We start from the raw sequence: 18,844 nt of genomic DNA on the forward strand, positions 1-18,844 counted from the left end.
TCAGCTCCTTGCGGGCGCGGCGGCCCGCGCGGCCGCGCCGTCCATGGTGTCCAGTTGCTGTACGAGCGGTCCCAGCGACGCGGCGGCGGCGTCGAGGACGGCCCGGCCGCGCTCGGCGTTGTTGCCGTCCAGCCGTACGACGAGGGGCTTGGTGAGGTCGACCAGTCCGAGGGCCTGCACGATGCCGTCGGCGACGGCGTCGCAGGCGGTGATGCCGCCGAAGACGTTGACGAGGACGGAGGTGACGTCGGGGTCGGAGAGGATGACGCCGAGGCCGTCGGCCATGACCTGGGCGGAGGCGCCGCCGCCGATGTCCAGGAAGTTGGCCGGGGCGCCACCGTGGTGGGCGACCACGTCGAGGGTGCTCATGACCAGGCCCGCGCCGTTGCCGATGACGCCGACCGTGCCGTCGAGTTTGACGTAGTTCAGGCCCTTGGCGCGTGCGGCGGCCTCCAGGGGGTCGCCCTCGCCGGGGGTCTCGTACGCGGCGTGGGAGGGGTGCCGGAAGCGGGCGTTGGCATCGAGCGACACCTTGCCGTCGAGGGCGAGGATGCGGCCGTCCTCGGTCCGTACCAGTGGGTTGACCTCGACCAGGAGGGCGTCCTCCGCGGTGAAGACCTCCCACAGCGCGATCAGGACGGGTACGGCCTCGTCCGGCAGGCCGCCGGCGGCGGCGATCTGGCGGGCCTTGTCCTCGGTGACGCCCTCGTCCGCGTCGACGGGGACGCGGGCCAGGGCCCCGGGCCGGGTGGCGGCGACCTCCTCGATGTCCATGCCGCCCTCCGCGGAGGCCAGGGCGAGGAAGGTGCGCTCCGCGCGGTCGAGCAGGTAGGAGACGTAGAACTCGTCCTGGATGTCGGCGGTCTCGGTGAGCATCACCGTGCCGACGGTGTGCCCCTTGATGTCCATGCCGAGGATCGCGCGGGCCGAGGCCTCCGCCTCCGCGGGGTCGGAGGCGAGTCTCACCCCGCCCGCCTTGCCCCGGCCGCCGGTCTTGACCTGGGCCTTCACCACGACGCGTCCGCCCAGGCGCTCGGCCGCGGCCCGGGCCTCCGCGGGGTCGTCCACTACGAAGGAGTCGAGCACGGGGACGCCGTGGCCTGCGAAGAGCTCCCGTGCTTGGTACTCGAACAGATCCATCGTCAAACGCACCTGCCCTGACTGGAGTCGGCGGAGAATCCGGTGCACACCTCTGGACACCGGCTGGCCGATGGGGGATAACGGTCTGCATACAGTATTCGTCGGCTGTATGCAATGTACAGACTCCTGAACGGAATCACACGAACGACCTACGCACCGGCCCCGCACGGAAGGACCCCGACTCGCCATGCACGAGCGCAACTCCGCACCCGTGAGCAGGGCTCTTGAGGGTGTACGTGTGCTGGACACGACGCATGTGCGGTCGGGGCCGCCGGCGACGCGGTTGCCGGCGTGGCCGGGTGCGGACGGGGTCAAGCCGGAGGCGCCGGGGGGTGGCATCACCCGCGGTCAGCTGCGGGACCTGCCGGGTGTGGACAGCCTGTACTTCACGATGCTCGACGCGAACAAGCGGAGCATCACGCGGCCGAGGGCGGCGCCCGCAGCCGGGAACGTCACCGGCGGTGCGCCGCCGTAGGCGGACGGGACGGCGAGCACGTCCCTCCGCGTGCGCGGCACGACCGCCGCGCACGCCCGGGCCGAGCCTTCGGCCCGCCATTGATCCTGCCCGGACGGCGTCGTACCGGGCAGTCGCTCCCGCTTGCGAGCGGAGCACAAGGGGCGGCACCGGTCCCGCGACACGCGCGGCCGGACCTCCCGCCCCGGAAGCACCACAAGGGAACCGTCCAGGGGGCGCTGGCCCGGCTCTTACGAGGCAAGGGGAACGACAATGGCGTCATCGACATCGTCTCAACCACCCAGCTCTTACACGGAGGTGACGGACCGCAACGGACGCACGTACCGGATCGGTGAATCCGACCGGCAGATCATGGGGCGGCCCCGGTGGACCATGGTGATCCTCCCCTGGGTCGCCATGATGGCCATCAGCTCCTCGGAGTACGCGTTCACCTCCGCCGAGGACACGCTCTCCGACGCGCACAACTGGCACGGCGCGCACATCTTCTGGCTGCTCGGCGTCTGGATCCTCTTCCAGGCGGCGGTGGCCTTCCCGGCCGGCAAGATGCGGGAGAACGGCACCCTGTCGGCGCGCGCGGCGATGGTGCTCGGCGCGGCCGGCACCCTCGTCGGCTACCTGTCGCTGGCCCACGCGCCCAATGTCTTCTGGGCGTACCTGGGCTTCGGCTTCTTCGGCGGTGGCGGTGCCGGTTTCGTCTACGCGACCTGCATCAACATGGTCGGCAAGTGGTACCCGGAGCGCAAGGGCGGCAAGACCGGCTTCGTCAACGGCGGTTTCGCCTACGGGTCGGTGCCCTTCATCTTCCTGTTCAAGTCCTACATGGATCTGGGCAACTACGAGAACATCCTGGTCGTCGTGGGTGTCGGCCTGGCCCTCGCCGTCGCCGTCAGCGGCTTCTTCTTCAAGGACCCGCCGAAGAACTGGTGGCCCGCGGACATCGACCCGCTCGCGGTCTCCGACGACCCCCGAGTGCGCCGGGCGCTGGAGAAGAACCCGCCCGCGGTCAAGCAGTACACCCCGATGGAAGCCGTCAAGACCGGTGTCCTGCCGCTGATGTGGTTCTGCCTGCTCTGCACGGCGGGCGTGAACATCTTCGGTATCTCGTTCCAGGTCGACTTCGGTGACGAGATGGGCTTCGCGGGCGGCATCGTGGCGCTCGCCATGAGCCTCAAGGCGATCGTCAACGGCACCGGCCGCGGTGTCATCGGCTGGATATCCGACCGGTACGGGCGGCGGCAGACGCTGACCTTCGTCTGCGTGGTGCTGGGCCTGGCGCAGTTCGCGGTCTACTTCTCCGGCTCGATGGGCAGCATGCCGCTGTTCCTGCTGGCGTCGATGATCTCGGGCTTCGGCGGCGGCGCGATCTTCCCGTTGTTCGCCGCGATGACCGCGGACTACTTCGGCGAGAACAACAACGCCTCCAACTACGGCCTGGTCTACAGCTCCAAGCTGGTCTCCGGCCTGGTCGGTGCCGGCCTCGGCAGCGTCGTCGTGGGGGCCTGGGGCTATGGCGGCGCCTTCATCCTGGCCGGCTGCATCGGCCTGTTCACCGGTGGTCTGTCGCTGCTGCTGCGGCAGCCGGGCCGTCCCCGGGTCAAGGACATCCGGCCGAACCCGCAGCCCATCAGCCGGGAGATGGTCTGAGATGCCGGCGCGGCACCCGGTGAGCACCGCAGCATGACGGGAGCCTCAGCCGTGGAACCTCACGGCTGAGGCCCACGCGGAGGTCATCCGGAGCGGTCGGCCGCGATCGCCTTGTGATGCCGGATGACCTCTTCGACAATGAATTTGAGGAACTTCTCCGCGAAGGCCGGGTCGAGATGCGCCTCCTCGGCCATCTGCCGCAGCCGCGCGATCTGCTCGGCCTCGCGCCCCGGGTCGGCGGGCGGCATGTGGTACGCGGCCTTCAACTCGCCCACCTGCTGCGTCGCCTTGAAGCGCTCCGCGAGCAGGTGGACCAGGGCCGCGTCCAGGTTGTCGATACTGCCGCGCAGGTAGCGCAGGCGCTCCAGTGCGGCCGCGTCGTCCGCGTGTCCGTCGTCCATGCGCCCAGCCTATCGAGCGGCGCGGTGATCAGTCGGTACGCCCGGTCGCGGCGACCGTCACGCCCAGGCCGATCATGGCCAGGCCGCCCGCGCCGCCGACCATCGACAGCCGGCGCGGCGAGCGCGCGAACCAGGAGCGGGCCGCGGAGGCCACCAGGCCCATGGTGCTGTCGGAGGCCAGCGCGATGACGTTGAAGACCAGGCCGAGCAGCAGCATCTGCGCGGTGACGTGTCCGGCGGCGCGGTCCACGAACTGCGGCAGGACGGCCGCGTAGAACACCATCGTCTTGGGGTTGGACACCCCGACCACGAAGCCCTCGGCCAGCGTACGCAGCGCGCCGCGCGCCGCCCCCGCCTCCCCGGCGGCCATACTGAGCGCCTTGCGGTGGCGCAGCGCCTTGATCCCCAGGTACACCAGGTACGCGGCGCCCGCGAGTTTCAGCGCGGCGAACAGCAGGGCCGAACGTTCCACGACCGGGCCGACGCCGAGCGCGACGGCCAGGACGAGGACGTACGAGCCCAGCGTGTTGCCGGCGACGGAGGTCAGCGCGACGCGGCGGCCGTGGGCCAGCGCGCGGCCGATGACGAACAGGACGCTGGGGCCGGGGATGAGCACCAGCAGCAGCGAAACCAGGGCGAACGCCGCCAGTCGGTCGAAGGTCACCATGGCCGGAGGGTAATCGGGTATATGTTCCGGCGCACTGGATTTTCGGCGGGGCTGGAAGGCGGGACGGACATGGGTGAGCCGCAGGGCAAGGAGCTGGAGGCGGTACGGGCGCGCCGGGAGGAACTGCGCACGGCGTATCTGCGCGAGCCCGGCAAGCGACCGGCGACGACGGCGGCCGGGGTGCACCACGCGGCGTTCATCTGCCGCGACGTCGAGGAGACCATCCGCTTCTACCAGGAGTTCCTGGGATTCCCGCTGGTGGAGCTGGTGGAGAACCGCGACTACGCGGGCTCCAGCCACTTCTTCTTCGACATCGGCAACGGGAACCTGCTCGGCTTCTTCGACTTCCCCGGCCATGAGCACCCCGAGCAGCACGAGACCATCGGCGGTCTGCAGCACCTGGCGCTGTCGGTGACGGCGGAGCAGTTCGACGCGGCGAAGGGGCGCCTGGACGCGGCCGGCACCGACTACCTCGGGCCGGACCGGGGCGTGGACAACAGCCTGTACATCCGCGACCCGAACGGCCTCAACCTGGAGCTGTACCGGGAGCGGCTCGGCTACTTCGAGGGCGACGCGCTGCTGTGACCTGGCGGGCCCGCGCCGCGGTCCCGCGGCTCAGTCCTTGTCGGCGCGGTGGTGGTAGGAGTTCCGGGTCTGCTCGGTGTGGGCGCGCATGACCTCGCTCGCCCGGGCCGCGTCGCGGTCGGCGATGGCCCTGATCAGCTCACGGTGCTCGATCCAGGACTGCTTGCCGCGCTGCCGGGCGACCGGGGTGTAGTACCAGCGCACCCGCCGGTCGACCTGCCGGGAGAGCTCGGCGAGCACCGCGTTGCCGGCCAGCTCCATCACGTACGCGTGGAGGGCGGCGTTCGCCGCCACCACCGCGTCGACGTCGTCCGCCTCGACCGCGGCCTCCCCGGTCGCGCAGAGCTCGTCCAGCCGCTCGAGACCCTCGGCACCGGCGTTGGCGGCGGCCAGGCGCGCGGCCTCGGTCTCCAGCAGCGCGCGGACGACGAGGAGCTGGTCGGCCTCCTCCTCGGTGGGCTCGTGGACGAACGCCCCCTGCGCCGGGCGCAGATCCACCCACCCCTCGGTGTTCAGCCGCTGCAGCGCCTCGCGCACCGGCTGGCGGGAGACCCCGAGGTGGCCCGCGAGTTCGGTCTCCACCAGATGCTGACCGGGGCTCAGCGCCCGGGTGATGATGAGTTCGAGCAGCGCCTCGTACACCCGCTCGCGCAGGGGCCCTGGACGCTCCAGTTTGGGCACGGATCCCTGCGACAGCCCAGTGGACAGCATCTCGGCCCCCAACCTTTCCGGGGATGATTGGCTTTCGTCTACAGTCTACCGGGGACACGGCGCGGTCGGGACACCGTCCCGGTGCGTGACCCTCTTCACACCCCGCGGCGCCGGCGCCACTCCCCCTAGGCGGCGCCGGTGAGTTGGGACGTCTTCACGACCACCAGCACCACCAGGACGGCCAGGACGGCGACCGCGCCCGCCGCCTGGACGGGAGCCCGGTGCCGCGCGGGGGCGTAGGCGAGGGCCAGCCCGAGCGCGCCTCCGGTGAGCAGGCCGCCGAGGTGGCCCTGCCAGGAGGTGACGGCCGCGGAGATCACCAGCCACACCAGCAGCGTGACGATCAGCTGACTGCCGCCGAGGGGGTCGTAGCGCAGGCGCCGGCTCAGGACGTAGTACGCGGCCGCGAGCCCGAACACAGCGCCGGAGGCCCCCACCGCGGGGGTGTACGGGGCGAGTACGTACTCGGCCACGCCGCCGCCGAGGGCGGCGAGCAGGTAGAGCCCGAGGTACCGGACGCGTCCGAGCTGGCTCTCGACCACGCGGCCGATGTTCCAGAGCGCGGCCATGTTGAACAGGATGTGGGTGATGCCGAAATGCCCCTCGAGCGGGCCGGCATGGAGGACGGACGAGGTGAGGAGCCGGTACCACTCGCCGTGCGCGACACCGATCGCCCGGTAGCCCGGTGGTACCGCCCCGCCGTGGTAGACGTAGCCGTTCCCGTCGGGACCCAGCAGGCCCTGGCCGAGGCCGTCCAGGCGGACGACGATGCCCGGCCGCAGCACCTCGGCCACGTACATCGCGACGTTCAGCGCGATCAGCGCGTACGTCACCGTGGGCACGCCCGACGTGGCGATCCTGCCGCCGAAGGCCGTACGGGCCTCGCGGACACCGCGGTTGCCCTCGCGGACGCATTCGGGGCACTGATGGCCGACGGACGCCTCCCGCATGCAGTCCGGGCATATGTAGCGGTCGCAGCGAGTGCACCGGACGTGCGACTCGCGCCCGGTGTGGCGGTAGCAGGTGGTGACCGGGGGCTGGGTCCCCTGATCGGCGTCCGTGGTGCTCACGAGTGACAGCCCCCGTCGGCGTACGACACAGCAGATTCGCACGGTTGTACCCAGATCCGGCACCGCCCGTCAAACCATGGCCGCGACGCTGTTCCGCGGTCCACGGCCGGCCCCTAAGGTGAGTCCGTGACGAGCGAGGCATCCGCCGCCGAGCAGCCGGAGTTGGTCCTGCGAGGGGGCGGCGTGGCCGCCCGCTTCGACGGGGACGACGTGCGCCTGAGCGAAGGACATGTGCGGCGCCGGGTTCCGGTCGCCGCGATCGAGGAGGTCCGCGCGGCCGGCCCGCAGGGCAGCACCGCGGAGATCGTCCTCACCACGGCGGCCGGGCCCGCGACCGTGTACTCCGTCAGGCACCACAACTCCCGTGCCGTGACGGTGTTCGCGGCGGCCGTCAACGCCGCACTCCCTCCGCGCGACGCCGACGAGCCCCGGCAGGACGGCGAGGCCCTGGTGGAGGTGACCTCCACCAGGGCCCGGCCCGCGGACGACGCGAAGCCCGCCGGGGAGTCGTCCCCGGGCGACGCCGCCGTGGGTGTCGCCGGTCTGCTCCTGGCCCTCGGCTGGCTCGCGGGTCTCGTCTGGCTGCTCGTGGACGGCCAGGGGGCGCTCCGGTGGGGGCTCGGCATCCTGCCCGCCCTCTTCGGCCTCGGTGCGCTGACCGGATTCCTCACGGAGCTGGACAAGGGCCTGGTGCTGCGCCGCCGCGGCATCACGGTGATCGCCGCCTTCGACCGCAGCGAGGAGGCCGCCGACAGCGAGAGCCCGTCGGTGACCGTCTACCGGTACACCGACCTCAAGGGGGTCGTCCGCGACTACCGGGGCAGCGGCCGCAAGGTCGAGGGCGACGCGAAGCGCGTGGAGATCACGTACGACCCGGACCATCCCGAGGTGGTCTCCGGCACCGGCTGGTACGCCCGGCTCGCGGGCGTCACGGTCCTGGGGCTGCTCACCCTCGCGCTGTTCGCCGGCGCCCTGTACCTGACCGTCGGCAGCGTCGTGGACGTGTTCTGATCCCCTCATTCCCCCTGCGTGGGCGCGGCCTTGACCGCACAATGGGATGCTGTAGACAATCTGCGTGAGTGCCGGCGACGCCGCGCCGCGCGGCACCGCACGTTCGCATGGCAACCTTCGTAGCAAGGGCCGAACCGGCCGCCCGCACGGACAGAACCGGGACTGATCGACATGGGACGGGTCACCGAACGGCGCCGCGTACTGCGGATCAGGGACGGCGCCATCGACCACCGGGCGGACACCCTGGTCGCCGAGGAGCCGCTGGAGATACGGCTGAACGGCAAGCCGCTCGCCATCACGATGCGCACACCGGGCGACGACTTCGCCCTGGCGGCCGGATTCCTGGTCAGCGAGGGCGTACTCGGCGGCGCGGAGGAACTGGCGAACATCGTCTACTGCGCGGGCGCGACGGTCGACGGTTCCAACACGTACAACATCGTCGACGTCCGGCTCGCGCCCGGCGCCCCCGTCCCCGACATCACGCTGGAGCGGAACGTCTACACGACGTCCTCCTGCGGCCTGTGCGGCAAGGCCAGCCTCGACGCGGTCCGCACCACCGCGCGCTGGCCCATCGCCGACGCCACCCCGCTCCGGCTCGAACCGGCCCTGCTGTCCGCGCTCCCCGACCGGCTGCGCGCCGCCCAGCAGGTCTTCGACCGGACCGGCGGCCTGCACGCCGCGGCGCTCTTCACCGCCGACGGCGAGCTGCTGGACGTCCGCGAGGACGTCGGCCGCCACAACGCCGTGGACAAGATCGTCGGACGCGCCCTCCAGCAGGGCCTGCTCCCCCTCGCCGGGAAGATCCTCATGGTCTCCGGCCGGGCCTCCTTCGAACTCGCCCAGAAGGCGGTGATGGCCGGCATCCCCGTCCTGGCCGCCGTCTCCGCCCCGTCCTCCCTCGCCGTCGATCTCGCCGCCGAGTCGGGCCTCACCCTCGTCGGCTTCCTGCGCGGCACCTCCATGAACGTGTACGCGGGCGAGGAGCGCATCGCCCTGCCCGCGCCGGCGGCCGGCCGGGGCTGACCGGCCCCTCGCTCCCTGCCGTCAGCCGGGGGTGGACAGTGTCCACCGCGCGGTGGACACTGTCCACCATGCCGACCGACCCCCGTGCCCGCCTGCTCGGCGCCGCCCTCGCCGTACTCGACGAGGAGGGCGTGGAGGGCCTGACCCTGCGGGCGATCGCGCGCCGGGCCGATGTGTCGCACGGCGCCCCGCTCAAGCACTTCCCGCACCGCGCGGCGCTGCTGTCGGCCGTGGCGACGGCCGGCTTCCGGGAGCTCAACGCCTCGGCGGAGGCCGCCGTAAAGGACTGCGCCGAAGGGGCTTCGGCGCGGACCCGGCTGCGGGCCGGGGCGCGCGGGTACGTGGGCTACGCCCTCGGGCGGCCCGCCATGTTCGCCCTGATGTTCCGGCACGACCTGCTCGACCCCCGGGACAGGGAACTCAGCCGGGTGAGCCTGTCGGCCTTCGACGACCACCTGCTCGTGCTCGTACGCGCCGCACAGGCGGAGGGCTGGCACCCGGCGGCCGACCCCCGCGCGCTCACCGGAGCACTGTGGTCGGGGCTGCACGGCCTCGTCCAACTCTGGCTGTGGGGCTCCCTCGCCCTGGCGACCGGCGCGGCGTCCGTCGACGCGGCGCTGGACGCCCTGTTCACCTCGCTCGACCTCAAGGAATGCCGACGATGACGGAGACCTACGGCTTCGACCGCGAAACCGCGCTGACCCCGCGCCCGGGCGAGCCCTCGCTCCACGACGCGGAGCTCCACGAGGGCTGGCGGATCGGCATGGGCATCAACGGCGGCCTGCTGCTCGCCCTCGCCGGACGGGCCCTGGCGGCCGAACTCGGCGGGGGCGAGCAGGGGCACCGCGACCCGTTCTCGATCAGCGCGTATTATCTGTCGACCTCGCGCCCCGGCCCGGTCACCGTCCGCACCGAGACGCTGCGCCGCGGCCGTACGGTCTCCACCGGCACGGCGTCGGTCGTGCAGGAAGGCCAGGAGCGGCTGCGCGCCATCGCCACCTACGGCGACCTGGACGGTCACGACCACGCGGGTGACGTGCGGACCTCCGCGACGCCCCCGCCGATGCCGCCGCCGGAGCAGTGCGTCGGCACCGACATGGCACCGCCCGACTTCCTGAAGATCTCGCCGATGCTGGACCGGATCGAGCTGCGGCTGGACCCGGACACGGTCGGCTGGGCGGTCGGGGCGCCGTCCGGGCGCGGGCTGATCCAGGGCTGGCTGCGGCTGCCCGACGGACGTGAACCGGATCCGCTGATGCTGCTGCTGGCCGTCGACGCGCTCCCGCCGGTCAGCTTCGACCTGGGCATACGCGGCTGGGCCCCGACCCTGGAACTGACCGCCCACGTCCGGGCCCGGCCCGCGCCGGGCTGGCTGCGGCTGAAGCACTCCACGCGCAACTTCGCCGACGGCTACATGGAGGAGGACGCCGAGGTCTGGGACTCCGCGGGCCGTCTCGTGGCGCAGTCACGGCAGCTGGCACGGGTGCGGCTGCAGGAGGACGCGTAGCGTCCGGCGCACGCCGCGACCCGCACCCGCCCCCGTCAGTGCAGTCGCTGCCGCCAGTCCTCGGGCACCCGGCCGTGCGGGCCCGGGGACGGCTGGCTCTCCGGGCGGGAGGTCGGCGGGGGCAGGGCGGGACCGTCGTAGTACTCCTCGGTCTCGACGTTCCAGAACCAGTCCTCACCGGGCTCGAAGCTGGTGATGAACGGGTGGCCGGCCTCACGGGCGTGCCGCGTGGCGTGCTGGGACGGCGAGGAGTCGCAGCAGCCGATCCGCCCGCACTCGGCGCAGCGCCGCAGGTGCAGCCACCAGCCCGGCCCCTCGCCCGCGCCGCAGTCGGCGCAGCCCTCCCCGCTCGGCTTGGCCGTGGGGTCGATGCCCGGAATCGTACGGTCGTCCGCCATGCTGGACCCGCCTCCTTCGCGCGCGATCACGTCTCCCCGCATGCTAGCCACCCCGCCGCTCCCCCACCGCTCGAAGCGGCGACCCGGTGTCCGGGGAACGACGGGGTCAGGCGGTGGCCGCGAGCCGGAGGGGCGGGTCCGCAGTCCGCCCGTGCCGAAGTCCTCGTCCGTCCACATCTCGTGGACGGCCGCGCCGTCGGCCGCCTCGGGCCGCTGCTGTACGGTCGCCGACTGGTCGGCGTACAAGTACGGATGCAGCGGGCCGACGGGTACGGCCAGCGAGGGCGGGACGATCCGGTCGAGGCCCGGCTCACGGGCGGCGGCGCCGGTCCAGGCGGGCATGACCATGCTGCCGCGCAGCACGAGGAGGACGTGCTGCCCGGCCTGCGTCTCGCCCTGCCTGCCGAGCCGCCGGAACCCAGCCGGACGGCAGGGCCAGGGCCTCACGACCGGTGCGGTGCGCGTCCGCGTTCCGGGGCACGGCCCCGATCTTCACCCGTACGACGTCGCGGCCCGCCACACGCAGCCGACCGGTCCACCACACGGCGGCCCGACGGCCCGACGGCCCGGTGCCCCGGTCGCGCACGTCGCGGGTGCGCCTCAGGCCGTGGCGCTCGGCCCAGGCATGCGCTCCGTCCCGGGTCCGCCTACCACGTGGGCCTGACCGGGCCGTTCGGGGCGACGCGGCGGAGGTCGTCGGTCAGGGCGCGCACGCGGTCGCGGCCGAGGGCGGCGGTCCAGGGGCGGACGGCGTCGGCGGCGGCGGCCTCGGCGGCGCGGGTGCAGGCGTGGCCACGCTCGGTGAGGACGACGAGCCGGGCGCGGGCGTCGTCGGGGTGCGGGCGGCGCTCGGCGTAGCCCTTGGCGACGAGTTCGTCGACGAGCTGGCCGGCGGCCTGCCGGGTCACCCCGAGGTGCCCGGCGAGCTCGGTGACGGTGGCGCCGCTCGCGGCCATGCGGGCGAAGGCGAAGCCGTGGGCGGGGCGCAGGTCGGTGTAGCCGCGGGCGACGACGCCGTCGTGGATGGCGGTGGTGAGGGCGCCCGCGGCCGCGAGCAGGGTGATGCCCAGGTCCGTGGCCAGGGCCTCTTCGGCGTTCATGGGAATCACCTTGACACAGTGCGCAAGCAGCTTGAGCATATGGGCAAGCAACTTGCGCAAGTTGCTTGCCCATAGCCCTGTGAGGAGTCCCCATGCCCGTCGTCCGCGCCTCCGACGCCCTCGTGCACGACCTGCACGGCGTCCGTTTCGTCTCGTACGCCGCGACCGCCACCGGCAGCCGGGAGATCTGCGCCTGGCGCGGCGAGGTGCCGCCGCGCACCGCGGGTCCCGCGCACGTCATCAGCCGGGAGGAGGTGTTCCTGGTGCTCGGCGGCACGCCCCGGCTGTCGCTGGACGGCGAGCGTCACGACCTCTCCCCCGGTGACGTGGCCATCGCGCCCGCCGGATGCTCCCTGGTACTGGAGAATCCGGCGGACGAGCCCGCCGCGCTGTGGGTGACCACGAGCACCGGCCTGGAGGCGTCCTTGGCCGACGGCTCGCGGCTCAGCCCGCCTTGGGCGCGCTGAGCGGGGTCACTGCAGGTGCGCGGTGTCGTTCCACAAGGTGATCGCGGGGTCCCCATACTCCCAGCCGAGAACGGAGAGCGACGCCGGGGCCAGGCTCAGCACCATGCCCCGCATCGGGTCCAGGCGCAGCCACCGGGCGGCGAGGGTGCGCAGGAAGTGGCCGTGGGCGAAGACCACGGCGTCGCTGTCCTCCGACTTGGCCCAGGCCACGACCTCGTCGGCACGGTTGGCGACCTGCCAGGAGGTCTCGCCGCCGACCACGCCGTCGCGCCAGATCACCCAGCCCGGCCGCTCCTCGCGGATCTCCGGCGAGGTGCGGCCCTCGTACTCCCCGTAGTCCCACTCCCGCAAGGCGTCCCAGGGCTCCGCGCGGTCACCGAAGCCGGCCAGCTCGCAGGTGTCGCGGGCGCGCTGCAGCGGGCTGGTGCGGACCCGGGCGCCGGGGAAGTCGTGCCAGGGGGCGCGGGCGAGCCGCTTGCCGAGCAGGCGCGCGGCCTCGCGTCCCTCCTCGGTCAGCGGGATGTCGGTGCGGCCGGTGTGCTGGCCGCTCTTGGACCACTCGGTCTGTCCGTGCCGGACGAGCACGAGGCGCGAGGCCATCGGGAAGCCACCTCCTTGGGACGGCTTCGGTGGTGTCGCCGTCGGGATCACTGACGAAAGCACGGTGCGCGGGCTCGGGCGCGGCGAAGACGCCGATACGCTGGAGAAACGATTCCGCCGAGCCCTCAGAAGTCACGGGGACAGTGTCTCCCCCGACCGGGCGGGCGCACAAAACGACGCCCGGTCGGCCACCGGGGAACCGGCCGGCCGTGACCGCCCCGGACAGGGCGCGTACGCTGCCGGTCGCCGGGCCGCCGCCGAGGAACGAGGAGCCGGATGACCCCCGTGACACAGCCCCTGGACGTGCGGTGGATCCACGGATCGCCGTCCGCGAAGCACAACACCGACCCCGACATCCAGGTCTTCGCCTACGCCGAGGACACCGTGATCCTGCGGCAGAACAAGGCGGTCCACTACGAAGCACCCTTCCTCTACCTGCTCTTCGGCGAGGAGCGGGCCGTCCTGATCGACACCGGGGCCACGGAGTCCGCCGCGTTCTTCCCGCTGCGCCGGGTGGTGGACGAGCTGGTCGCCGCGTGGCGGGAGCGGCATCCCCGGGAGGCGTACGGGCTGCTGGTGCTGCACACGCACGCGCACGGCGACCACGTCGCGGGCGACGGGCAGTTCGCGGACCGCCCGGACACCGTGGTCGTCCCGGCCGGCCGCGACGGCGCGTGGCCCTTCTTCGGCTTCGACACGGACCCGGACGCGGTGGCCCGCGTCGACCTCGGCGGCCGGGTCCTGGAGTGCCTGGCGACCCCCGGCCACCACGAGGCCGCGGTCACCTACTACGACCCCCGCACCGGCTTCCTCCTCACCGGGGACACCGTCTACCCGGGCCGGCTGTACGTCGCCGACTGGGCCGCCTTCGTACGCACCGTCGACCGGCTCATCGCCTTCGCCGCGGAGCGGCCGGTCAGCCATGTGCTGGGCTGCCACATCGAGATGAGCCGCGAGCCCGGGGTGGACTACCCGGTGCGCACCACCTACCAACCGGACGAACCACCGCTGGAGATGACGGTAAGTCAGCTCCACGCGATACGGCGGGCGATCGACGAGATCGGCGGCCGCCCCGGCAGCCACCCCTACCCCGGCTTCGTGATCTGCCGGCAGGGCTGAGGGCACGGGACCGAGGACATGTACGCCGCTGCCGTGACCCTGACCGTCCTGCTGCTGCTCGAAGTCGTCCCCTCGGCCGTCGCCCAGCTCGCCCGGGCCCGCCCGGGTCTGGAACGCCTGGACGAACTCACCCGCCTCGGCGTACTCCAGGGCCGGCATCCCCGGGTGCCGGCCCTGCTCGGCTCGCTGCACGCGCTCGGCGCCGCGGCCGTGATCGCGGGTCTGTGGCGACCCGTGCTCGGTGCGGCCGGGGCCGCGCTGGAGGCCGCGATCTTCGGCTGGACGCTGTACCGCCAGGTGCGGGCCGGCGACCGGGGGCGCGCCCTCGGCGCCTACCTGCTCTTCCTCGCGATGGCCCTGGCCGTCCTGGTGGTGAACGCGCTGCGCGGCTGAGCCCGATCGTCCCCGCGGGCCGGCGAGGAGCTGCGGACCAGGACGCCGCGCCCGTGCACGGTGGCCGCGGGCGCGGCCGCCGCGGTGGACGCGGCGGACTCCGCCTGGCGTCCCCAGCGCTTGGCGATGACGGCGCAGACCATGAGCTGCATCTGGTGGAAGAGCATCAGCGGGAGCACCGCGAGCCCGGCCTGCGCGCCGAACAGCACGGTCGCCATGGGCAGTCCGGCGGCGAGGCTCTTCTTGGAGCCGGCGAAGACGATGGTGATCCGGTCCGCCCGGCCGAAGCCGAGCCGCCGCGCGCCGTACGAGGTCAGCGCGAGCATCGCGGCCAGCAGCAGGGCCTCGGCCAGCAGCAGCCCGAGCAGCCGCAGCGGGGTCACCAGGTTCCAGATGCCGCCGACCACGCCCTCACTGAAGGCGGTGTAGACGACCAGCAGGATCGAGCCGCGGTCGACGAGTCCGAGCACCTTCTTGTGTCGCAGGACGAAGCCGCCGATCCAGCGGCGCAGCACCTGTCCGGCGACGAAGGGCATGAGCAGCTGCACCACGATCCCGAGGACCGAGTCCAGCGAGAAGCCCGCACCGCTGCCGTCCAGCAGCACCGCCGCGAGCAGCGGGGTCAGCACCAGACCGGCGAGGCTGGAGAAGGAGCCGGCGCAGATGGCGGCGGCGACGTTGCCGCGCGCGATGGAGGTGAAGGCGATCGAGGACTGGATGGTGGAGGGAACCAGGCACAGGAAGAGCAGACCGGTCCACAGCTGCTGCGTCAGCAGGTACGGCACCAGGAGGCGGGCCGCCAGGCCGAGGACGGGGAACAGGACGAACGTGCAGGCCAGCACCGTCGAATGGAGCCGCCAGTGGCGCAGCCCGTCCATCGCCTCGCGGGTGGACAGCCGCACCCCGTACAGGAAGAAGAGCAGCGCCACGGCCCCGGTGGACGCCCCTCCCGCCACGTGGGCGCCGGCGCCTCTGGCGGGCAGCAGGGCGGCGAGCAGCACGGTGCCGAGCAGCGCCGCGATGTAGGGGTCCAGAGGGAGCCAGGACGGGTAACGCAGGCGGCGCATGGACTTCCTCATCGGTGCACGGACGTGGCCTTCCCAGCTTGCCCGGCGCGTGATCGATCGTAAATGGCATTGACCGCACTGACTGTCATCGCGTTTGGCGATGACCGCCGCTAGGCTGGGCGCATGTTCGACCCGGTGCAGTTGCGGACCTTCGTCACGGTCGCGGGAACGCTGAGCTTCACGCAGGCCGCCCGGCGGCTGGGGCTGCGCCAGTCGACCGTCAGCCAGCACGTGCGGAAGCTGGAGGAGGAGGCGGGGCGGCAGTTCTTCGCGCGGGACACGCACAGCGTGGAGCTGACCGAGGACGGCGAGGCCATGCTGGGCTTCGCGCGCACGATCCTGGAGGCCAACGAGCGGGCGGCGGGCTGGTTCGCGGGCACCCGGCTGCGCGGGCGGCTGCGCCTGGGCGCCTCGGAGGACTTCGTGCTGACCCGGCTGCCGGAGATCCTGGAGGGCTTCCGGCGCGAGCACCCGGAGGTCGACCTGGAGCTGACGGTCGAGCTGTCGGCGACCCTGCACCGGCGGCTGGCCGCCGGACGGCTGGACCTGGTCCTCGGCAAGCGCGCGGCCGGCGACACGCACGGCGAACTGGTGTGGCGGGACCGGCTGGTGTGGGTGGCCGGCGAACGGTTCCGGCTCGACGCGCAGCGCCCGGTCCCGCTGATCCTCTACCCGGCCCCGGCGATCACCCGGGCGCGGGCGCTGGAGGTCATGGAGAAGCACGCCCGGTCCTGGCGGATCGCGTGCACGAGCGGCTCGCTGAGCGGGCTGATCGCCGCGGCCCGCGCGGGACTCGGGGTGATGGCGCACGCGGAGGGACTCCTCCCGCCCGGCCTGGTGCGGGTGCCGTCCCGCGCGGGCCTGCCGGAACTCGGCGGGGTGGACTTCGTGCTGCTGCACGGCTCCCGGCGGCCCGCGGCGCGCGAGGCGGCGGACGCGCTGGCGGCGGCGATCCTCGACGGATCCCTTCGGTCTTGACATCCTCCCCGCCCTAAAACTGAAGGGCGGGGATTCCTGGCTCACGTGGGCTGGGGACCAGCGGTCCGCCAGCTCTTACACGATCGGCACCAGCCGGGTTGAGACCAGCCCGGACCAGCATCACGCGGGCGGAGTTCTTGTCCCTGGACGAGACGGCTCCGCACGGGGTGCAGGTGTAGGTACGTTCCGAAAGAGGCAGTGCGTGCTTGGTTCTCGCTCCGCACTGCGCGCAGTCCATGGTGGTGTGCGCGGGATGCACCAGGTGGACGTCCCGCCCGTGCTTGCGGCCCATCTCGACCAGCGCCGCCTTCGTGGCCCCGATCGCCGCGTCCGCCGCCTTACGGGCCATGCCGGACTTCGCCAGGAACTTCGGCCGGAAGTCCTCGACCGCGATCGCGTCGTGGTCACGGACGACGCGCTTGGCCCACTTGCGGGCCGTGTCCTGGCGTTGCCTGGCGATCTTCTTGGACACCTTCGCCGCGGCCCGGCGGGCTTTGCGGTAGCCGGCGGTGTCGGGCTTGTTCTTCGGGGTGCGGCGGCAGGCCATCATCTTCTGGTAGCGGGCGAGTTTCGCCGCGGCGGTCCTGCCGTGCTGGGCGTGGGGCAGGTCGTGGAGGTCGCTGGTCGTGGTCGCGGTCTCGCGCACGCCCCAGTCGATACCGATGACCGCGCCGGTGGCGGGCAGTGGCTGCGCCTGGACGGCGACGACGAAACTGGCGTACCAGTGGCCGGGGCTGTCCCGGTAGACGCGTACCGACGTCGGGTCGGCGGGCAGGTCGCGGGACCAGACCACCGTCAGGGCGATGCCGCCGGCCAGGTGCAGGCGCCTGTCCTTGAGCCTAAAACCCCGGGTGGTGTAGTTCAGCGATGGGGCGGCCTCGCGTTTGCGCTTGTTGCGGGGCATGCCTGCGCGCTGCCGCATCGGCAGCCGCGCCGTGATGTCCTTCAACGCCTTGGCGCGGGACTTCGCGAAGTCCCGGACGGTCTGCTGCTGCGGCACCGAGCTGCCGTCCCGCAGCCACGCCATCGACCGCCGCGCCCCGGTCAGCATTCTGTCGAGCTGCGCCGGGCCGCACGTGATCTTCTGCTCGGAGGTCTGGTTCAGGGCGTGGATCTTGCGGGACACGGCCACGCACTCGTTCCACACCCACCGGCACCGCGCCCACTCCGCCTCCAGACCGGCACGCGCCGTCGACGACACGCGCAGCCGGTAGGTGTACCGGGCATGCCCGGACCCCTCCTCGGCCGTCGCTGTCGCCGTCATGTCCCGGAACGTAACAGTCGCCACTGACAACGAAGGAGAGTGCAGGTCAGGACAGATGCGCAAACTGCTCCGCCGCTTCGCGGCTCCTGCCCAAGGACCCGTTCCTCCCCGGCCTGAAGGCCGGGGCATCCTGGGAGAAATCAGGTGATCTGCTTCACCAGGCGCAGGTAGGGCACGGTCTCCACATGCCGGACGCCCTCCAGCGCGCCGACCCGCTCGCTCAGATAGCGGTACATCTCTGCGGTGTCGCGGCAGATGACGACGGCGACGATGTTGGACGTGCCGGTGGTCGCCGCGACGAAAGCGGTCTGCCGGTGGGCGGCCAGCGCCGTGCCGACCGAGTGGAGCTCCGCCGGGGCCGCGGTGATCCAGAACACCGCCCGGGTGTCGTGGCCGATCCACGCCGTGTCCAGCTGCACGTCGGTGTAGAGCACCCCTGAGCCGCGCAGCTGCTCCAGCCGGCGCTTGACGGCCGACTCCGACAGCCCCGTGACCCGGTGCAGTTCGGGGTAGCTCGCGCGCCCGTCGCGCGCGAGGGCGGTGAAAAGGGCCTCGTCGGTGGCGTCGAGGACGACGGTGCCGGCCTCCGGGAGGACCGGCGGGGGCAGTCGCAGGGGGGCCGCCTCCTGCTCGGTGAGCGCGTCCCGTTTGGCGAACCAGCCCATCGCGCCGCCGTAGAAGGTGTGCAGGATGCTGTGCGCGCCGATCTCCACGATGCTCGGGGTGCGCGGCAACCGTCCCAGCACCAGGGCGTCGTGCTCGCCGTGGCTGCGGGGCCGGGTGATGCACATGACCTCGGTGCCGCCGGACATCAGCGAGATCCACGCGGTGTCCTCGCGCCGGGCCAGCGCCTTGGCCAGCGACTCGGCGGCCTCCGGCGTGCTGCGCAGCCGCAGCGCCCAGCGCGTCCTGCCGAGCAACTCCTGCTCGGGCAGGCCCAGCACGCGCATCCCGAAGTCGGCGTACAGGCGGCGGTAGCGGCGCGCCACGGTCTGGTCGGAGACGCCCAGCACGTCCGCGATCCGGCTGAAGGGGGCGCGGCCGTCGAGCTGCAGGGCGTGCAGCAACCGCTGGTCCAGCTCGTCGAGCATGTGGGAATCCATCACTGCACCTCTCGTGATGTCGGAATCCGGCGCATCCCAGCACGTGGCTGGAAGAACCGGGCCACCCTTCGCGATGGTACGGAACAGGACCTTCGACGGACCTCTCGACGGACCTCTCGAC

General features: G+C 72.5%; 21 protein-coding genes and 1 pseudogene. 11 read left to right on the top strand and 11 right to left on the bottom strand.

Translation table 11 applies throughout. From position 1 onward, the window contains the following. Window positions 1–1,140 (bottom strand): ADP-forming succinate--CoA ligase subunit beta, encoded by a 1,140-nt coding sequence (sucC, locus tag PV364_RS38530; protein ID WP_319665597.1) that lies wholly within the window; start codon window positions 1,138–1,140, stop codon window positions 1–3. 187 nt (window positions 1,141–1,327) lie between these two features. Between sucC and PV364_RS38535 the strand changes: the two are divergent. Both PV364_RS38535 and PV364_RS38540 read left to right on the top strand, forming a co-directional pair. Then, a pseudogene (locus PV364_RS38535) lies at window positions 1,328–1,561 on the top strand (CoA transferase); the annotation flags it as partial. A gap of 306 nt (window positions 1,562–1,867) precedes the next feature. Next, complete coding sequence (locus tag PV364_RS38540; RefSeq protein WP_319665598.1) at window positions 1,868–3,259, top strand: OFA family MFS transporter; 1,392 nt, start codon at window positions 1,868–1,870, stop codon at window positions 3,257–3,259. 83 nt (window positions 3,260–3,342) lie between these two features. Here PV364_RS38540 and PV364_RS38545 read toward each other — a convergent pair whose 3' ends face one another. Both PV364_RS38545 and PV364_RS38550 read right to left on the bottom strand, forming a co-directional pair. After that, the gene (locus PV364_RS38545; protein ID WP_319665599.1) at window positions 3,343–3,660 is read right to left on the bottom strand and encodes a chorismate mutase; all 318 of its coding nucleotides are present in this window, start codon (window positions 3,658–3,660) and stop codon (window positions 3,343–3,345) included. 28 nt (window positions 3,661–3,688) lie between these two features. After that, window positions 3,689–4,327, bottom strand: coding sequence for a LysE family translocator (locus tag PV364_RS38550; RefSeq protein WP_319665600.1), 639 nt, complete (start codon window positions 4,325–4,327; stop codon window positions 3,689–3,691). Between the two features lie 69 nt (window positions 4,328–4,396). Here PV364_RS38550 and PV364_RS38555 point away from each other — a divergent pair, with 69 nt between their 5' ends. Beyond that, the gene (locus PV364_RS38555; RefSeq protein WP_319665601.1) at window positions 4,397–4,912 is read left to right on the top strand and encodes a VOC family protein; all 516 of its coding nucleotides are present in this window, start codon (window positions 4,397–4,399) and stop codon (window positions 4,910–4,912) included. Between the two features lie 30 nt (window positions 4,913–4,942). Here PV364_RS38555 and PV364_RS38560 read toward each other — a convergent pair whose 3' ends face one another. Further along, window positions 4,943–5,623, bottom strand: coding sequence for a GntR family transcriptional regulator (locus tag PV364_RS38560; RefSeq protein WP_319665602.1), 681 nt, complete (start codon window positions 5,621–5,623; stop codon window positions 4,943–4,945). A gap of 125 nt (window positions 5,624–5,748) precedes the next feature. Next, on the bottom strand, window positions 5,749–6,693 hold the full coding sequence (locus PV364_RS38565) for a rhomboid family intramembrane serine protease (RefSeq protein ID WP_319665603.1): 945 nt from the start codon (window positions 6,691–6,693) through the stop codon (window positions 5,749–5,751). Window positions 6,694–6,819: 126 nt separating this feature from the next. Here PV364_RS38565 and PV364_RS38570 point away from each other — a divergent pair, with 126 nt between their 5' ends. From PV364_RS38570 to PV364_RS38585, 4 genes are all read left to right on the top strand, one after another. Next, window positions 6,820–7,704 carry a hypothetical protein gene (locus PV364_RS38570; protein ID WP_319665604.1) on the top strand — a complete coding sequence of 295 codons (885 nt, stop codon included), beginning with the start codon at window positions 6,820–6,822 and terminating at the stop codon, window positions 7,702–7,704. A gap of 171 nt (window positions 7,705–7,875) precedes the next feature. Continuing rightward, complete coding sequence (fdhD, locus tag PV364_RS38575; RefSeq protein WP_319665605.1) at window positions 7,876–8,727, top strand: formate dehydrogenase accessory sulfurtransferase FdhD; 852 nt, start codon at window positions 7,876–7,878, stop codon at window positions 8,725–8,727. Between the two features lie 68 nt (window positions 8,728–8,795). Next, a complete protein-coding gene (locus tag PV364_RS38580; RefSeq protein WP_319665606.1) occupies window positions 8,796–9,392 on the top strand; it encodes a TetR/AcrR family transcriptional regulator in 597 nt (198 codons plus the stop codon). Then, complete coding sequence (locus PV364_RS38585; protein ID WP_319665607.1) at window positions 9,389–10,234, top strand: thioesterase family protein; 846 nt, start codon at window positions 9,389–9,391, stop codon at window positions 10,232–10,234. The genes PV364_RS38580 and PV364_RS38585 overlap by 4 nt, the downstream gene beginning before the upstream one ends. 35 nt (window positions 10,235–10,269) lie before the next feature. Here the strand turns inward: PV364_RS38585 and PV364_RS38590 are convergent, their stop codons facing one another. Then, the gene (locus PV364_RS38590; RefSeq protein WP_319665628.1) at window positions 10,270–10,632 is read right to left on the bottom strand and encodes a UBP-type zinc finger domain-containing protein; all 363 of its coding nucleotides are present in this window, start codon (window positions 10,630–10,632) and stop codon (window positions 10,270–10,272) included. Window positions 10,633–11,279: 647 nt separating this feature from the next. Next, complete coding sequence (locus PV364_RS38595; protein ID WP_319665608.1) at window positions 11,280–11,732, bottom strand: MarR family winged helix-turn-helix transcriptional regulator; 453 nt, start codon at window positions 11,730–11,732, stop codon at window positions 11,280–11,282. A gap of 92 nt (window positions 11,733–11,824) precedes the next feature. On the opposite strand from PV364_RS38595, the gene PV364_RS38600 reads away from it, so the two are divergent. After that, window positions 11,825–12,199 (top strand): cupin domain-containing protein, encoded by a 375-nt coding sequence (locus PV364_RS38600; RefSeq protein ID WP_319665609.1) that lies wholly within the window; start codon window positions 11,825–11,827, stop codon window positions 12,197–12,199. Between the two features lie 6 nt (window positions 12,200–12,205). On the opposite strand, the gene PV364_RS38605 is transcribed toward PV364_RS38600, so the two are convergent. Next, window positions 12,206–12,799, bottom strand: a complete 594-nt coding sequence (locus tag PV364_RS38605) for a histidine phosphatase family protein (RefSeq protein WP_319665610.1) — start codon at window positions 12,797–12,799, stop codon at window positions 12,206–12,208. Window positions 12,800–13,075: 276 nt separating this feature from the next. On the opposite strand from PV364_RS38605, the gene PV364_RS38610 reads away from it, so the two are divergent. Together PV364_RS38610 and PV364_RS38615 are read left to right on the top strand one after the other, a co-directional pair. After that, entirely contained in the window at window positions 13,076–13,918 is an 843-nt protein-coding gene (locus tag PV364_RS38610) for an MBL fold metallo-hydrolase (RefSeq protein ID WP_319665611.1), read from the top strand. 33 nt (window positions 13,919–13,951) lie between these two features. Beyond that, window positions 13,952–14,311, top strand: coding sequence for a DoxX family protein (locus PV364_RS38615; protein ID WP_319665612.1), 360 nt, complete (start codon window positions 13,952–13,954; stop codon window positions 14,309–14,311). On the opposite strand, the gene PV364_RS38620 is transcribed toward PV364_RS38615, so the two are convergent. Beyond that, window positions 14,251–15,378, bottom strand: coding sequence for a bile acid:sodium symporter family protein (locus PV364_RS38620; RefSeq protein WP_319665613.1), 1,128 nt, complete (start codon window positions 15,376–15,378; stop codon window positions 14,251–14,253). The two genes, PV364_RS38615 and PV364_RS38620, sit on opposite strands and share 61 nt — an antisense overlap. 123 nt (window positions 15,379–15,501) lie before the next feature. On the opposite strand from PV364_RS38620, the gene PV364_RS38625 reads away from it, so the two are divergent. Then, the gene (locus tag PV364_RS38625; RefSeq protein WP_319665614.1) at window positions 15,502–16,356 is read left to right on the top strand and encodes a LysR substrate-binding domain-containing protein; all 855 of its coding nucleotides are present in this window, start codon (window positions 15,502–15,504) and stop codon (window positions 16,354–16,356) included. 13 nt (window positions 16,357–16,369) lie between these two features. On the opposite strand, the gene PV364_RS38630 is transcribed toward PV364_RS38625, so the two are convergent. Both PV364_RS38630 and PV364_RS38635 read right to left on the bottom strand, forming a co-directional pair. Beyond that, entirely contained in the window at window positions 16,370–17,620 is a 1,251-nt protein-coding gene (locus PV364_RS38630) for a transposase (RefSeq protein WP_319665615.1), read from the bottom strand. Between the two features lie 140 nt (window positions 17,621–17,760). Next, a complete protein-coding gene (locus tag PV364_RS38635) occupies window positions 17,761–18,723 on the bottom strand; it encodes an Lrp/AsnC family transcriptional regulator (RefSeq protein ID WP_319665616.1) in 963 nt (320 codons plus the stop codon). Window positions 18,724–18,844: the final 121 nt, after the last annotated feature.

The sequence above is a fragment of the Streptomyces sp. MI02-7b genome (assembly GCF_033793585.1).
Taxonomy (GTDB): Bacteria; Actinomycetota; Actinomycetes; order Streptomycetales; family Streptomycetaceae; genus Actinacidiphila.

What these genes read in the sequence shown, in the direction of transcription:
- PV364_RS38610 (WP_319665611.1), top strand. Translation starts at nt 13,076, where the DNA reads ATGACCCCCGTGACACAGCCCCTGGACGTGCGGTGGATCCACGGATCG.
- PV364_RS38550 (WP_319665600.1), bottom strand. Translation starts at nt 4,327, where the DNA reads ATGGTGACCTTCGACCGACTGGCGGCGTTCGCCCTGGTTTCGCTGCTG.
- PV364_RS38590 (WP_319665628.1), bottom strand. Translation starts at nt 10,632, where the DNA reads ATGGCGGACGACCGTACGATTCCGGGCATCGACCCCACGGCCAAGCCG.
- sucC (WP_319665597.1), bottom strand. Translation starts at nt 1,140, where the DNA reads ATGGATCTGTTCGAGTACCAAGCACGGGAGCTCTTCGCAGGCCACGGC.
- PV364_RS38625 (WP_319665614.1), top strand. Translation starts at nt 15,502, where the DNA reads ATGTTCGACCCGGTGCAGTTGCGGACCTTCGTCACGGTCGCGGGAACG.
- PV364_RS38620 (WP_319665613.1), bottom strand. Translation starts at nt 15,378, where the DNA reads ATGCGCCGCCTGCGTTACCCGTCCTGGCTCCCTCTGGACCCCTACATC.
- PV364_RS38560 (WP_319665602.1), bottom strand. Translation starts at nt 5,623, where the DNA reads ATGCTGTCCACTGGGCTGTCGCAGGGATCCGTGCCCAAACTGGAGCGT.
- PV364_RS38580 (WP_319665606.1), top strand. Translation starts at nt 8,796, where the DNA reads ATGCCGACCGACCCCCGTGCCCGCCTGCTCGGCGCCGCCCTCGCCGTA.
- fdhD (WP_319665605.1), top strand. Translation starts at nt 7,876, where the DNA reads ATGGGACGGGTCACCGAACGGCGCCGCGTACTGCGGATCAGGGACGGC.
- PV364_RS38605 (WP_319665610.1), bottom strand. Translation starts at nt 12,799, where the DNA reads ATGGCCTCGCGCCTCGTGCTCGTCCGGCACGGACAGACCGAGTGGTCC.
- PV364_RS38585 (WP_319665607.1), top strand. Translation starts at nt 9,389, where the DNA reads ATGACGGAGACCTACGGCTTCGACCGCGAAACCGCGCTGACCCCGCGC.
- PV364_RS38545 (WP_319665599.1), bottom strand. Translation starts at nt 3,660, where the DNA reads ATGGACGACGGACACGCGGACGACGCGGCCGCACTGGAGCGCCTGCGC.
- PV364_RS38555 (WP_319665601.1), top strand. Translation starts at nt 4,397, where the DNA reads ATGGGTGAGCCGCAGGGCAAGGAGCTGGAGGCGGTACGGGCGCGCCGG.
- PV364_RS38600 (WP_319665609.1), top strand. Translation starts at nt 11,825, where the DNA reads ATGCCCGTCGTCCGCGCCTCCGACGCCCTCGTGCACGACCTGCACGGC.
- PV364_RS38630 (WP_319665615.1), bottom strand. Translation starts at nt 17,620, where the DNA reads ATGACGGCGACAGCGACGGCCGAGGAGGGGTCCGGGCATGCCCGGTAC.
- PV364_RS38595 (WP_319665608.1), bottom strand. Translation starts at nt 11,732, where the DNA reads ATGAACGCCGAAGAGGCCCTGGCCACGGACCTGGGCATCACCCTGCTC.
- PV364_RS38635 (WP_319665616.1), bottom strand. Translation starts at nt 18,723, where the DNA reads ATGGATTCCCACATGCTCGACGAGCTGGACCAGCGGTTGCTGCACGCC.
- PV364_RS38540 (WP_319665598.1), top strand. Translation starts at nt 1,868, where the DNA reads ATGGCGTCATCGACATCGTCTCAACCACCCAGCTCTTACACGGAGGTG.